Genomic DNA, 13,596 nt, shown 5'->3' on the forward strand with positions numbered 1-13,596 from the left:
GCAAAAGTAAATTAAGCGGAGATTTTCCGGTTAAATGCAGATTGGAGCTCGTTTCGGGGAAAATAAGGGGAGGATTTCCGCTTATGCAAAGCAAAATCCTCCATTTTTGAATTTTTCGAGAAAATAGGCGGAATTTCTCCTTCTATTTTCGTCTTTTTTATTAATAATTACGAATTAGGCGGAATTTCTCCGTCTATCTATCAGCTCGGCTGCTTCACCTGATCCCACAACCGATATGTGCAACCCCTTAAATATAAAGGAAGTTTTTTCCTTACAGGACAGTTTTTTCTCCCAACGATTCTTTCAAGAAAGTGGTTAAATAATCGACATTGGTTATTTTCTTGTTACATTCTGAGCTTTCAAAGCAGATATAATTTCCGATCGCTTTATAGTAATCAGGGTTTTTTGCCTTTTTCGCTTTGGTAACGGTGGAGATAAAGGCAACCTGACCAAATCGATTACAGAAGGAACAGATATTATCCTTAGGAACCAAGCTATATTTGCATTCTATTCCAACCAGCTTCTCCTCTACCTCAAACACAATAAACTTCTTATTTGTGCTGATATCTACCCAACTTAAATAAGACAGCTGATCTAGATTCATTTTGTCTAGGTCAGGAAGCCTTAATTTTTTATTTTTGGGAAACATTTTTTTCAATTGTGCCTCAGAAATCTTTGGAAATGGTAACAGATAGTCCTGAAGCTTCTTCATGTATTTGTCATATTCCTGGTCGGTTTTAAGCGCAGATAGATCTAACATCACCTTTTGCTCGTTCGATGCATTTGGAAATAGTTCGATGATTTTCATGTTTGCTAAATCCTTTACAGCCTGGATTACATTTGGGGCCGCATTCTTTTTGTAGCTATCTTTAATCAGGGCTACCTGATTTTGAATAAAATTAAATTCCGCATTTTTAATATACTTTTCGGTCATATGTTTCCCCTCCTTCCATTTATTTTAAAGAATAACGCTGAATGGGAAAATGTAAAATTCAACTTAGAAATATTCTTTACATAAAAAAGCACGGACAAAATCACCCGTGCTTTGTGTAGACTATTTTTTTGATGGTTTCAATTGAAAGGAAATATTCATCTGCTAAATCCTGTATACTTGTTCCGCTCATAAAGGCGCTTTTTATATTAGAATTGCGCTGATCAAGGATCTTTCGACCACCGCTAAGGGTACCCCATTTACGAAAAGTCGTTTCAGGTTTCGGGATATAAATCGTTTCCCCTTGTACATATTTTTGAATTTCTTTAATAAGATTATCTGGTAAAATGTTGCTTGCATTTACATATTTCAAGACTCCCAGCTCCTTATTTATGAATCGATTAAATAAGGTGCAAAGCCAGGTGATGAAATAGGCGATATGATATTAATTTAGTTATGCCCCACGCAAAGTATCGCCGTTTCCATAGTAGGCTTTGCATGAGTGGCAGAAGTACCAGACAATCTCGAAGGATTCTCCAACGTGTAGCACCCCCTTCTTGAAACCATTATAACAATACCATTGGGGTGATGGGGATTAATTTTGTTAAAAGTTTTGCAAAAACTATTGTGCCTTATTGTAAACAATTGAAAATCTCTTTTCACCCAGCCACTTTTCTCCTTTGTAGTCCATTGTAATGGCAGCCGTATAGTCCCCTTCCATTTCAAATTTAGCTTGTCCAACATACACACCATTCCCTGTTTCCTGCATGTTCATAGAAATATCTCCATGACTCATCCCCTGCATATCCAAATCTACGCTTACCTTTGCGCCTTCCACTGGGTTACCTTCCCGATCTAAAATCTTCATTTGAATGGGAGTAGCTTGATCGGGTGTAAATGATTTGGGAGTAGATAGCTTGATTTCAAAATTATTTGCACTGCAGCCTGTAATTAGAATTAATATGAAACTAATAAGTAAACTCGTAAACTTGTTCAAAACGCTCTATCCTTTCTATATTTCATCTTATTGAGACATACATACAATCTATACGACAAAAACATACCATTATTTAACTCAAAAGTTTACTATTTTTTTTTAATTTTTACCTCTATTACTTCTTCAAGTGGGTATGACTACAACCTGAAATAAAAAAATGATTGCAGCATGCAGATACATTGGCGGCTGCGATCCCCTTTTCTTAAACAATCTAGGTCATACACCCAACCCAAGTTTTGACATTGAGCATAATCTGGTTATACGTCTAGATCACTATCGAATATATATTCCATTTTCCGTAGAAAAACCAGCAGCCATTAACTCTTGATTCCCGACAATCGTTAAGAAAAACAAAACTATGAGGAGAGAAAATTGTGAATCCATATAATATTGAACATTATATTGCTTATCCAACAGATGAAAGGATTTATCCAGGCTATGGACTGGGTGGACCAGGCTCAGGTTATGGTTTTTATCCTGGTTTGGGATTTGGTGAACCTGGACTAGGTTTATGGTTCTATCCAGGCTATGGGTTAGGTGGACCAGGTTCAGGATTTGGTTATTTTTCTGGTCTCGGTTTTGGAGCACCTGGCATTCCACATCCATACCCACCATACCCAGTACATCTTCCTGCTTATCCGCACCCACCACAAGGAGTGCAACTTCCTGCTTATCCGCACCCACCACAAGGAGTGCAACTTCCTGCTCAGCCGCACCCACCACAAGGAGTGCAGCTTCCTGCTCAGCCGCATCCACCTCAGGGAGTGCAGCTTCCTGCTCAGCCACACCCACCTCAGGGAGTGCAGCTTCCTGCTTAGCCACACCCACCTCAGGGAGTGCAGCTTCCTGCTCAGCCACACCCTCCTCAGGCAACACTGTATTAACCCCCTTAATACTAGAAGACGAATTCCAACTATTTATAGGATTCGCCTTCTTTTTTATTGTCTAGATCTTGTTTTTTTGTTTGTCAACAGCCCCTTAAGTGAATCTCCCTAGTGTGTTATGGACAAAAGTAAGCGAACACACAAATTAAAACAAGGCTTTTCCCATTGGAACAAGGATCCCAGTTATCCAATAAAATGATACTAGCTTGCAGTTCGTTTTTTGTGGATCGTCTCAAAAAAGGGAGCGGATAAAAAATGGGAACTATTAGTGGAAAAGATTTTATTGATCGATTAAACAAGTTAGAAAATGAAATTTGGTTTGATGGTGAAAGAATTAAGGGGAAAATTTCTGAGCATCTTGCTTTTAAAGGAATTCTTAAAGCAAAAGCCTCCCTTTATGATTTACAGAATGACCCCGTTCTAAAAGAGGAGATGACTTTCTGTTTACCTGGTAAAGAAGAGCCTATTGGGCTTTCCTATCTGCAGCCAAAAACAAAAGAAGATTTAAAGAGAAGAAGAAAGATGATGGAATACTGGGCAAGAAACACACATGGAATGATGGGAAGAAGTCCTGATTATATGAATACGGTGCTGATGAGCTTTGCCTCCTCAGCAGTCCTTTTAAGAGGTAAAGAAAATTGTTATCCTGAAAATATTCAATGCCTTTATGAACGAGCAATGGAACACGACCTTTCGTTTACCCATACCTTTATCACGCCACAGGTTAATCGATCTCAAGTCTATTTGGGATTCACCGATGAGCCCATTTCTGCGAAGGTAATCGATCGAACGGAAAAAGGACTGGTGATCAAAGGTGCCCGTTTGCTTGCCACTCAAGGTGGTTTGACAGATGAAGTGTTAGTTTTTACTGCCCCAAGAGTGTTTTTTGATCCTAGCGAAGCATTCGCTTTTTCCATTCCATCTAATACAGAAGGATTAAAATTTTTCTGCAGGGAATCTTTTGTCGGGGGAGAATCTTCCTTTAATTATCCCTTAAGTTCAAGATATGAGGAAATGGATTCTATTGTTGTTTTTGACAATGTATTAGTTCCATGGAATCGGGTATTTTATTACGACAACGTAGAGGCAGCAACCGATTTTTTGGCAGACAGCTCATTTTACCAATTCGCCTATCATCAAGTGGTAACCAGACAAATTGTAAAAACGGAATTTATTCTTGGCGTGGCTAAACTACTTGTCGACACAATTAATGTTGGGGAATATCAACATATTCATGAAAAACTGTCCGAAATCATCATTGGTCTTGAAACCATGAAAGCACTCTTAGAAAAGGCAGAAAATGATGCCGAAGTAGATCAATGGGGAACTATGGCTCCAAGTTTGATACCACTTCAAGTCGCCAGTAACATTTTCCCTAAGATTTATCCCCGTTTTAGCGAAATGATTCAAATCATTGGTGCAAGCGGAATGATTTTATTGCCAACAGAAAAGGCCTTTGATTCTGAAATTAGAACAGAGCTCGACCAATATCTTCAAGCAGATGGTATGAATGCTTTGGACCGTGTGAAACTATTTCGTTTGGCATGGGATCTTACAATGAGTTCCTTCGGTACAAGGCAAACTCAGTATGAAAGATACTTTTTTGGTGATCCTGTTCGATTATCCAGTAACCTATACAGAAACTATCTAAAGGAACAACATGTTGAAGATATTATCAAATTTTTAAATCAAAAAAATTAAGGGATGCCAGTATCCTATTTTTATTTCAATAAAGTGGCGTAAGTATAAAAAGCTGCCATTATGACAGCTTGATCTGCAAATCTGTTGTTCTTGTAGTGCATCAGTTTGTTAAACAAAAATCTTCTTACCGCTCTAAAGACAACTAGAACGGTGCAAACATTAATAGTTGGATGTTATCAGTAATTACAATATTTCGATATACCCCTCTGTCCCATTCACGCGAATTCGTTGCCCGTCTTGTATCAGTTTGGTAGCATGTTCAACCCCGACAACGGCTGGTAATCCATATTCACGTGCGATCACGGCTCCATGGGTCATTAGTCCACCAACTTCGGTGACTAGACCTTTTATGGATACAAACAATGGAGTCCAGCTAGGGTCCGTAAAGGAAGTGACCAATATATCTCCCTCTTCTAGATCCGCATCTTCCATATTTAAGAGGACACGCGCCCGTCCCTCGATCACGCCCGCAGAAACAGGCAGACCCGCAATCGCTCCGGCTGGGAGATTTTCTCGTTTGTACGCACCTGATAGTGTTTCACCATCCGATGTGATTACACGCGGGGTAGTCAGTTTTTCATATAATTTGTACTCGTCTTTCTGTTTGTTAATCAACTGGTAATCCAGTTTATTAGTGCGGACGGTCTCGCGGAATTCTTCAAATGTGAGATAGTAGATATCTTCTTTTTCATGAATCAAGCCCGCTTTCACGAGTTGTTCGGCTTCCTTCAGTAATGCCTGCTTATACACGAAGTAGCGATTAATCATGCCGTATTTTGGATATTCCCGATACCCGATGAAATTCCGGATTAGATCAATCTTTTGTTTTGTTTCTTTGGCTTTTTGTTCACCATCCGGTAATTGTTTCAATCGGTCTAGTAACTCTTTTTCCTTTTCCAAAGCAACACGCAGCCCTTGTTCGAATTTCCGCTTGCCAGCATGGGGCTCAAAGTTTTTGATGTTCCCAAGTATCAAAGGGACAAGAATCATTGGATTTTCGCTCCAACGTGTTCTCGTTATATCAATTTCACCGGCACATCGCATTCCATATTTGGTGAGAAAAGCATGGAATGCGTCTCGGGTTTCCCTTCCTCCATCAAACTGATCCAATTCATCCAAAAAGTTGTCATCTTTTACATTCTGTAAAAAATGAATTACCTCTGGATATGGTCGGATCACATCGGCAACATCCAATAGCGCCAGACCCATTTCCGAAGTAATATTATTTGGCACCGATTGAGAAAGTGTGTCTGCTACGTTTTTTTCATCTAACCATTCGTTCATTTTTTCATTCATCCATGTGGATGCGTTCATCGCGGCCATAAATGTCGCTGTACTTTGTGGGTCAAATAAAATCCTCTTTAATTCCTGTATATCTTCTAGAATAAAATCAAATAAATCTGATCCAGATTTCGTTTGGATGTTTTGTTTTAACTCTTCTATCGATGTTTGATTTTTCTTAATCAATTCGGAAACGATGGAGGGATTGTTTTCGAATTGTTCCGGCATAGCCGTATTGCCTCTGACGGGCCTCGGTGCTTCCTTTTCATTTGGTAATAATTTTATAAAATCTCCACGCTCAATAATGTTCATAATGGCGTCTTTCATGAGTGGATCGTGTTGTCCCATCATATTTAATAACATGTTTCTACTAGATGGTGAAGCCAATTGTTGTGCGATATCAACAAACAACCTTCCACCAGCCTTACGCATCGGTGCATTCGTTGTTAATAGGAAAAAAGACAATCCCAATGGTCTAATGGGGTCGGTCATCATTTGTTGGTGGCCGACAGAGATATAGACATGATTTTCCTGATCATTCGCTTTAGGGATCGGGAAAAGCGTGGTGATTGGACGGCTCTGGACGATATAAAATATATCATCTGCCAAACACCATTCGATATCTTGTGGCTTGCCAAAATGTGTTTCAATCTCTCTTCCAATCCGTGCTAATTGTAAAATTTGTTGGTCAGTCAGTGTTTGCGTCTTTTGCTGATCAGCATCGATTGGCACAGTCTCTGTTCCGCCTTCTTCTCGTGCATAGATAGCCAATTTTTTGGCTGCGATCATCCTATCTGTGATTTGATCATCCTGTACTTTGTAACAATCGGCAGAGACCAAACCAGAGACCAGTGCTTCTCCAAGCCCAAAACTGGCATCGATGGATAGCAGCTTGCGGTTTCCAGTAATCGGATCAGCGGTAAATAGAATCCCTGAAGCCTGTGGGAAAACCATCTTTTGAACGATCACGGATAAATAAACTTGTCTGTGATCAAATCCATTTTGAATTCGGTAAATTACCGCTCGATCGGTAAATAGTGAAGCCCAACATTTTCTGATATGTTCCAAGATGGCTTCTTTTCCGATGATATTTAAATAGGTGTCTTGTTGCCCTGCAAAAGAAGCATGCGGTAAATCTTCCGCAGTCGCACTCGAACGCACTGCATACGCATGTTCTTCCCCAAACCGAGAGAGATAGTCAGCAACTGCGGACACAACATCGGAAGGAATTTCTACTTCCATAATGATCTGACGAATCTTCTGACTGATTTCACCAATTTGTTCCCGATCCCCCGTTTTTAGCATGGTTAGTTGATCCAACAATCCTTGAAATGAATCATTATCTTCGATGGCTTTTTGATAACCCACGGTGGTAACGCAAAATCCTTCCGGCACTTGTATTCCTTGAATTTTGGATAATTCCCCTAAATTCAACCCTTTTCCACCAACAAGCATTAATTGCGTTTTTTCCATTTCCTGAAAACCGAGAACCAATGAACTCATTCAATCCCTCCAACAAATGTCATTTAAAGTTTCTATTGCATTTTAGCAGTTGTAAATGGGAATAAACAGTCTATATTGACCTTTTTTAATATGGTATAATTAATGTAGGAGGAGTATAAAAAAATTAAAAGACCTTACCAATCAATTATCATCTAATACTAAAATACTTGAAAGTGTTTTTGAATAATAATAAAAATGCACTACCTCAATCTAGAAGTAATGCACATGAACCTATTGTTACTTACAGTTATTGATATTGCTTCTTAATACAGGTGATCCCAATTACTGCATGGGAAAGTTGCTGCCATTGATTGTAAAGGATAAACAGAAAAAGTGAAGATGATAAATATGCCTAAAATAAATCGTTTCATATTGCACCTCATACATTTATTTTGGTTAATTTACCCTCATTATGTTCTAAATATAGATAATCCTTCTTAAAGTAACCAGCCTGTTTCCTTAAAAAAAAGCGACCGTATGGCATCTAGAAACTACAACTCTTGCAACTTTAAATAAAATAAGAGTTTGCTTGTAACTTATTTTATCATTCAGAATAAGTGTTGTTGAAAAAATCTTCGATCTACATATTTTCCCTATTATAAAAAAGGATTTAGATGATAGCCCATCTCAACCATCCTGTTTCATTAGCTCCACAAGCAAAAAGATCGTCGCATAACCCCATTTATTCACCTACTAAGCCATCACCATCTCGATCATCCATATATGGATATAACCAGTGATCATTCGTTATTGGCATACTATAACCTGCTGCTTTTGCTTCTTTAATCGTTACCTGTCCATTACCGTTCGTATCAACACTAGAAATATCTTCAGTGCCATTCGACTTATTAGAACTAGTTGACTTATTTGAGTTAGTTGATTTACTTTCAGTTAAGCCAAGAGATTTATTTATCTCATCAGGGTTGGCGTTATCAAACTCATCTACAATCTTATTCCCTTTTAAAGTGTAAGTGTACTTATAATGAGAAGGAATCTGCGTTTCTGTATTAGGATAGGTGATAATTGCTTCAAAATTAATAGCCCCATCAGCTTTACGAATGGCATCTTCCATATATGCTTGATTACCATGTCGGTTAAGCGTACTTTCTTGTGGAGTAATATTATAAGCATTGGAAACCCCTCCGAGAGAATCTGCAATGATATGTCCTTCATCTAAATCTGCTTTTTCTACACCAGGAACTTTTGCTTCATCCTCGTAGTATCTGCCAGACGATGTTACAGGTTCGGTACGATCATCTTGTAGAACGATTTCGTCAGCAATGACACGGACTAATTGCCCGTGTTCATTCGTAAAGGACCAATACTCTCGGCCCCCAAAACCAATGTCTACGACGACGTTAGGTTCGCGAAGTCCAGATAAATCACCACCATCAATTTCAATTAGTGTATAACCTTTAAACAGTTGATCTTTTGATTCAGTTGATGTTTCCTCTACTACTTGTTTTTCAGTCGTAGTTTTTTCTTTTTCACTTTTATTTGTAGTTACTTCGTGTGAATCAGCCTTCCCATCAGTATTCGATACATCTTCTACGTTAGTACAACCAACAATTAAGATGGCAGTTAAAAGTAAGATTAAATAGTTTATTTTCTTTTTCATTTTAGGACTCCTTATAGTATTTTTTACAGAGATTTTGAATAAAACATAAATTAACATTATAAAGCTATTTATAATAGTATATAACAATATTAATTTTATAACAGTAGATACCTAGTTCAGTGTATGTAGTGTTAATTTCCCATAAAGATTAGAAAAGTCCATTGAAAAACAAAATGGACTTTCCCGTTATACCGGAAAAGCCCATTTATACAAAAACACCTAGAAATTGTCATCTTATTCCTTCTTTTTACCTTTAGGAGGAATATCTTCATACATTTAACAAAAGATTCCTTCTACAAAATAAATTAGAAAGCCCAATTACCTTTACGGAAGATTGGCTCACGTGTACCATCAGGTAATTCCCCATCAATATCCATATCCGCACAACCAATCATGAAATCAACATGAGTTATACTCGAATTAAGTTCTACTTCCTCACGTTGCTCCTTCGTCATTTTCTCTCCAGCTTCGATACAGGTAGGGAAACCGAATCCTATTGCTAAATGGTTTGCAGCATTTTCATCAAACAATGTATTTAGGAAAAGTATGTTTGTGTTAGAAATAGGTGAGTCATGTGGAACCAGGGCTATTTCACCAAGATAATGGGAGCCTTCATCTGTTTCTACCAGATTCTTTAATACTTCTTCTCCCTTGTTAGCTGTAATTTCAACAATTCTACCATTCTCAAAAGTTAATTTGAACTCATCAATTAAATTACCTGCATAGCTAAGTGGTTTTTTACTAGAAACGAAACCATTAACACCTGATCGTAATGGCGAAGTGAAGACTTCCTCGGTTGGCATATTCGCAACAAATGGAACACCATGCCGATTTTTGGTTCCACCACTTCTCCATATATGTAGGGGATGAAGCTCAATCGTTATATCTGTGCCTTCAGCTTTATAATGTAACTTCTTATATTTCTTTTCATTCAAATAAGTTGCCTTTTGGAGCAGGTTTCCAATATGATCTTTCCATGCCTTTACAGGTTCAACTTCCCCTATACGTACTGAACTGAAGATGGCATCCCAAAGTTTGTCCAGGCTATTCGTTTCGCCTGTAAAAACCTTATCTGCCCAGGCTTGACTTGGAGCAGCGCAGATGACCCAACTTACATCATCTTGCTGCTCTCGCCATTTTATCATGGCTTTTCCACTTACTTTTTGGTAATTCGCAATACGATTTGGATCAACTTTGGACAATAAATCCGGATCGTCGGAAACGATAAATAAAAATGCCGCATCCTTATCAATCAACACTTCTCGTTGAGTTCGCTCCCATTCAGGAAACTCTGTGAACACATCATCTGATGCTCTCATATAGCGTGAGAGAGTAATTTCAGGATCAATATAATCCACATACACATTTTTTGCGCCTGCATTGTAAGCTTCGTGAGCAACAGCTCTAGCAAATGGAATGGTATCCACACTAGCTCTTACATAAAGGATTTGGTTCGGTTGAATGTTTAATCCCACCCTTACAACCAATTCTGCATAGCTTTTTAATTTTTCGGCAAACGTTTTCAAAAAAATCCCTCCATTTTTTCTATTTTATCATGAGTTCTTTGGAAAATTGTTTTTACAATCTTTAAATTAATATGCTTCGTTAGCTCAATAAAAAAAAGCGGTGCCAGGCAACGCCTTGTTATAGGGCCCTGTGAATTAACTGGTCCTTCTCTGTCCAGCAATAAAAGTACCAACCAAACCTCCAACTAATATAGGAAATATATTATCCCACTCAAAATTCCCTTTAAAAAAACCAATAATAATAAAAGTACCTATCGCACCTATACAAAACTTAATAAAAAATTTAATATTCATAAAGTATCACCTAGTGAGGAATATTTACGATTATACTAATTCCACATTTTTGGCTTAATTTCCTTCTTTAACTTTTCTTATTCAAGACAAAACGGTCATTCTAATAGAATGACGTCTTTTATGTGACGAGTTACAAATATCGTCGGGCTTCCTATTATACTAGAAACGATCAAGAGAAACTGCCGATAATGATCCCTGCAATGACCATACTGATAACATGAAAACCAAACTTTCTCAACCAAAAAGGCAATGTCCAATAAACATTGCCAAAATACTTCTAGAATATATTAATCTTCTGTTCCTAATACATCTGTATTTGGGGGTTCATAACCCATCTGACGGAGCATGGCTACTATTTGTCCCTTGTGATGAAACTCGTGAGTGATGGTGTGCGTTAGCAATTTACAAGGAGTAATAGATAGTCGTTCAGATGCTTCTCTCCAAGGGATTTCTCTCTCGATTAGTACATTTAAATTTTGTCCATGTATCGAAGGATTCTCCAACGTTAAGCCCCCCCTTCTTCACCCTATTAAAACAAATGCCCTCAAAATGATGGCGATAACTTTTGTTCATTTATTTTAGAACCTACCCTATTTGTTGATACCACTGTTTTATTTTTCCCAATGGCTGTGTTATAATTGAATGTTGATTTCACTGTGTTTGGAAAATAAACGGAAAATTTCCGTCTAAACTGAAAAATACCCATTTTTTCTTAAAAATAAAGGAAGTTTTTCCGGTTATATGATCCAAATCTTTGGATTTTGTCTTATTTAGAGCAATTAAGCGGAATATCTCCGGTTATATCTGCCTTTTTAGAGTCCACCATAAACATTAGCCGGAAATTCTCCGCCTATGAATCCTCATACCTAAACGAAAATCAACAATGATTAATAACAGAGCCTTTCCGATAAAAAATCCCGGTTCAATACCGGGATCCTAAAATGAAATAGCCATATTCCAAGTGTATTTTATGAGTAATCTTTCCCCTTATCCCTGAGCAGCCAGGATATAGTCTTCCAGTTGCTTGGGCTGGCCTGTTTCCGCTGAATGGTTAGCCGCCAATGTGACAGCTAATGTTTTCACTGCATCGGAGTAGGTAGATAGGATTCGTTCCTTATTATTGGATCGGATTGCTTCAATAAATGCCTTGTCATGTTCCTCGTAGAAATCAATTTCACTTTCGAACGTGACTTTATGATCTTTCTCAATAATCTGCAGTGATGTCCCATCAATAATTACTCTGAAATCACGGCCCATGAATTCAATTCCCGTTTGATGGTCTGGTTGGATAAAGGTGCTTGATAGATTGCCAACAGCCCCAGACTCCATTGTAAAGTTAACAGACGTCACATCCGGTATATCGATATCAGGGATGTCAGTCATGACATTTAATGCCGAATTGGTATACACGGATCGGAAATCCCCCGCCAAATAGCGAATTAAGTCAACGGTATGGGTGGATTGTTCAACCAATTGACCACCAGACAAAGCCATTTTCCTGTACCATGGTGTCGGGACAAACTTCGTTACATAATGGGCACGTATCATGGCAATTTGTTTTCCTGCCAGGTATTCTTTGGCTTTGGCTACCGTATCCAGGTACCGTAAGCAATATCCCGTTGCACATATAATGCCTGAGTCGGCAATCACTTTTTCCTTTACCTTAACATTCAGCAGATTGAGTCCCACTGGTTTTTCAACCATGAGGTGGATGCCGCGGCTGGCCGCTTTTTCCTCGATCACACCGTGGGCAAATGGAGGAACACAAACGAACAATGCGTGCAGTGACTCATTTTGCAGCATATCATCAACATTGACATAGGTATTTACCCCGTATTGTTCCCCTGCCTGACGGACCCTGTCAGGATCGATATCACATACAGCAACAATCGAGGCATGTACATTATTATGGATGTTCTCCAGATGCTTGGCGGCAATACCTCCCACTCCAATGAAACCAACATTTATTTTTTCCATCAATACGTTCAAGCCCTTTCTGTTGTTATAAGGGAGTTAAAGATCACATCCAGATGACGTGAAGTATCATGTGCTAAATGATAAGGAGAAATTGAATAAGCCGGGATTTCAGCGGTGACGGTATCATGATATCCAATCTCATGAAGAGCGGTTAGGACCGCTTTCCAATTCACGTCCCCAGCCAGCAATGGAACAAAACCTGTGATGTTTCCAACACTTCGTTTAAAATCTTTCACATGAACTTTCCTGATTTGCTTCCCTAAAATCCGGATCCATTGCTCAGGATAGCCAAACTGAAGCACATTTCCTGCATCGAAATAGACCCCGGCATACTCAGAATGGAGCTCTTCAATATAGCGCTTCATTTCTAGTGGTGATAACAAAAATTTGTTCCAGACGTTTTCCACTCCGATATGGACGTCTAGCTGTTCGGCAACTTCCAAGAGCAGCCTAAGCTCAGACTGGCTATTTTGATAGCAATCCAGGTAGGAAGTCTTCTCATCCACGATTCCCGGAACAACCAAGACAGTATCCATTCCCATTATATTTGCTAATTCCAGCTGCTTTTTGACAATCGCTCTTCCCCGCTCCCTGGTGCTTTCATCATTCGAAGAAAGGGGGGCTTCCCACAAAAGTCCGGTTGACAGGCTTCGCAACTGGATGCCATAACGGTCGGCTAACTTTCCAATCGTTTCTGCCTCCTTGGCGGAGGTATCTAATGTTAGCCCAATTCCACCCGACTTATATAAATTTAATTCAACGGCATCAAACCCAGCTTCCTTACTATATCTAAAAACGTCCTCCAGAGATGTATCCTCTGGATAACACCATTGGTTGATTCCTTTTAACATGTGGTCCCCACCTTTTTTAGATTTCCCACGATC

The 13,596-nt window shown here is 38.8% G+C and carries 11 protein-coding genes and 1 pseudogene; 1 reads left to right on the top strand and 11 read right to left on the bottom strand.

The features are described from left to right. Window positions 1-271 precede the first annotated feature (271 nt). The 4 genes from COJ96_RS15530 to COJ96_RS28695 form a co-directional block, all read right to left on the bottom strand. Complete coding sequence (locus COJ96_RS15530) at window positions 272-934, bottom strand: FusB/FusC family EF-G-binding protein (protein ID WP_098574719.1); 663 nt, start codon at window positions 932-934, stop codon at window positions 272-274. A gap of 100 nt (window positions 935-1,034) precedes the next feature. Continuing rightward, a complete protein-coding gene (locus COJ96_RS15535) occupies window positions 1,035-1,304 on the bottom strand; it encodes a CD3324 family protein (protein WP_098574720.1) in 270 nt (89 codons plus the stop codon). Between the two features lie 249 nt (window positions 1,305-1,553). Further along, the gene (locus tag COJ96_RS15540) at window positions 1,554-1,928 is read right to left on the bottom strand and encodes a FixH family protein (RefSeq protein ID WP_098574721.1); all 375 of its coding nucleotides are present in this window, start codon (window positions 1,926-1,928) and stop codon (window positions 1,554-1,556) included. A gap of 273 nt (window positions 1,929-2,201) precedes the next feature. Further along, window positions 2,202-2,804, bottom strand: a complete 603-nt coding sequence (locus COJ96_RS28695) for a hypothetical protein (protein WP_180230134.1) — start codon at window positions 2,802-2,804, stop codon at window positions 2,202-2,204. A gap of 263 nt (window positions 2,805-3,067) precedes the next feature. Here COJ96_RS28695 and hpaB point away from each other — a divergent pair, with 263 nt between their 5' ends. Beyond that, the gene (gene hpaB / locus COJ96_RS15550; protein WP_098574722.1) at window positions 3,068-4,513 is read left to right on the top strand and encodes a 4-hydroxyphenylacetate 3-monooxygenase, oxygenase component; all 1,446 of its coding nucleotides are present in this window, start codon (window positions 3,068-3,070) and stop codon (window positions 4,511-4,513) included. A gap of 183 nt (window positions 4,514-4,696) precedes the next feature. Here the strand turns inward: hpaB and ppsA are convergent, their stop codons facing one another. The 7 genes and pseudogenes from ppsA to COJ96_RS15580 all read right to left on the bottom strand — a co-directional run bounded on the left by ppsA (window position 4,697) and on the right by COJ96_RS15580 (window position 13,563). Next, a complete protein-coding gene (gene ppsA, locus COJ96_RS15555) occupies window positions 4,697-7,297 on the bottom strand; it encodes a phosphoenolpyruvate synthase (protein ID WP_098574723.1) in 2,601 nt (866 codons plus the stop codon). A gap of 682 nt (window positions 7,298-7,979) precedes the next feature. Continuing rightward, a complete protein-coding gene (locus tag COJ96_RS15560; protein WP_098574724.1) occupies window positions 7,980-8,915 on the bottom strand; it encodes a DNA/RNA non-specific endonuclease in 936 nt (311 codons plus the stop codon). A gap of 305 nt (window positions 8,916-9,220) precedes the next feature. Next, window positions 9,221-10,441 carry an aminopeptidase gene (locus tag COJ96_RS15565; protein ID WP_180230135.1) on the bottom strand — a complete coding sequence of 407 codons (1,221 nt, stop codon included), beginning with the start codon at window positions 10,439-10,441 and terminating at the stop codon, window positions 9,221-9,223. Between the two features lie 135 nt (window positions 10,442-10,576). Continuing rightward, complete coding sequence (locus COJ96_RS28700; protein ID WP_180230136.1) at window positions 10,577-10,735, bottom strand: hypothetical protein; 159 nt, start codon at window positions 10,733-10,735, stop codon at window positions 10,577-10,579. Between the two features lie 287 nt (window positions 10,736-11,022). Further along, a pseudogene (locus tag COJ96_RS15570) lies at window positions 11,023-11,196 on the bottom strand (DinB family protein); the annotation flags it as partial. A gap of 526 nt (window positions 11,197-11,722) precedes the next feature. Continuing rightward, entirely contained in the window at window positions 11,723-12,712 is a 990-nt protein-coding gene (locus COJ96_RS15575) for a Gfo/Idh/MocA family protein (protein ID WP_098574763.1), read from the bottom strand. Window positions 12,713-12,720: 8 nt separating this feature from the next. Continuing rightward, the gene (locus COJ96_RS15580) at window positions 12,721-13,563 is read right to left on the bottom strand and encodes a sugar phosphate isomerase/epimerase family protein (protein WP_098574727.1); all 843 of its coding nucleotides are present in this window, start codon (window positions 13,561-13,563) and stop codon (window positions 12,721-12,723) included. Between the last annotated feature and the right edge of the window lie 33 nt (window positions 13,564-13,596).

This window comes from Bacillus sp. AFS073361, from assembly GCF_002567005.1.
Taxonomy (GTDB): domain Bacteria; phylum Bacillota; class Bacilli; order Bacillales; family Cytobacillaceae; genus Neobacillus.

Excerpts from the sequence above, each read along its gene's own strand:
- COJ96_RS15530 (WP_098574719.1), bottom strand. The coding sequence starts at position 934 with ATGACCGAAAAGTATATTAAAAATGCGGAATTTAATTTTATTCAAAAT.
- hpaB (WP_098574722.1), top strand. The coding sequence starts at position 3,068 with ATGGGAACTATTAGTGGAAAAGATTTTATTGATCGATTAAACAAGTTA.
- ppsA (WP_098574723.1), bottom strand. The coding sequence starts at position 7,297 with ATGAGTTCATTGGTTCTCGGTTTTCAGGAAATGGAAAAAACGCAATTA.
- COJ96_RS15560 (WP_098574724.1), bottom strand. The coding sequence starts at position 8,915 with ATGAAAAAGAAAATAAACTATTTAATCTTACTTTTAACTGCCATCTTA.
- COJ96_RS28700 (WP_180230136.1), bottom strand. The coding sequence starts at position 10,735 with ATGAATATTAAATTTTTTATTAAGTTTTGTATAGGTGCGATAGGTACT.
- COJ96_RS15575 (WP_098574763.1), bottom strand. The coding sequence starts at position 12,712 with ATGGAAAAAATAAATGTTGGTTTCATTGGAGTGGGAGGTATTGCCGCC.
- COJ96_RS15580 (WP_098574727.1), bottom strand. The coding sequence starts at position 13,563 with ATGTTAAAAGGAATCAACCAATGGTGTTATCCAGAGGATACATCTCTG.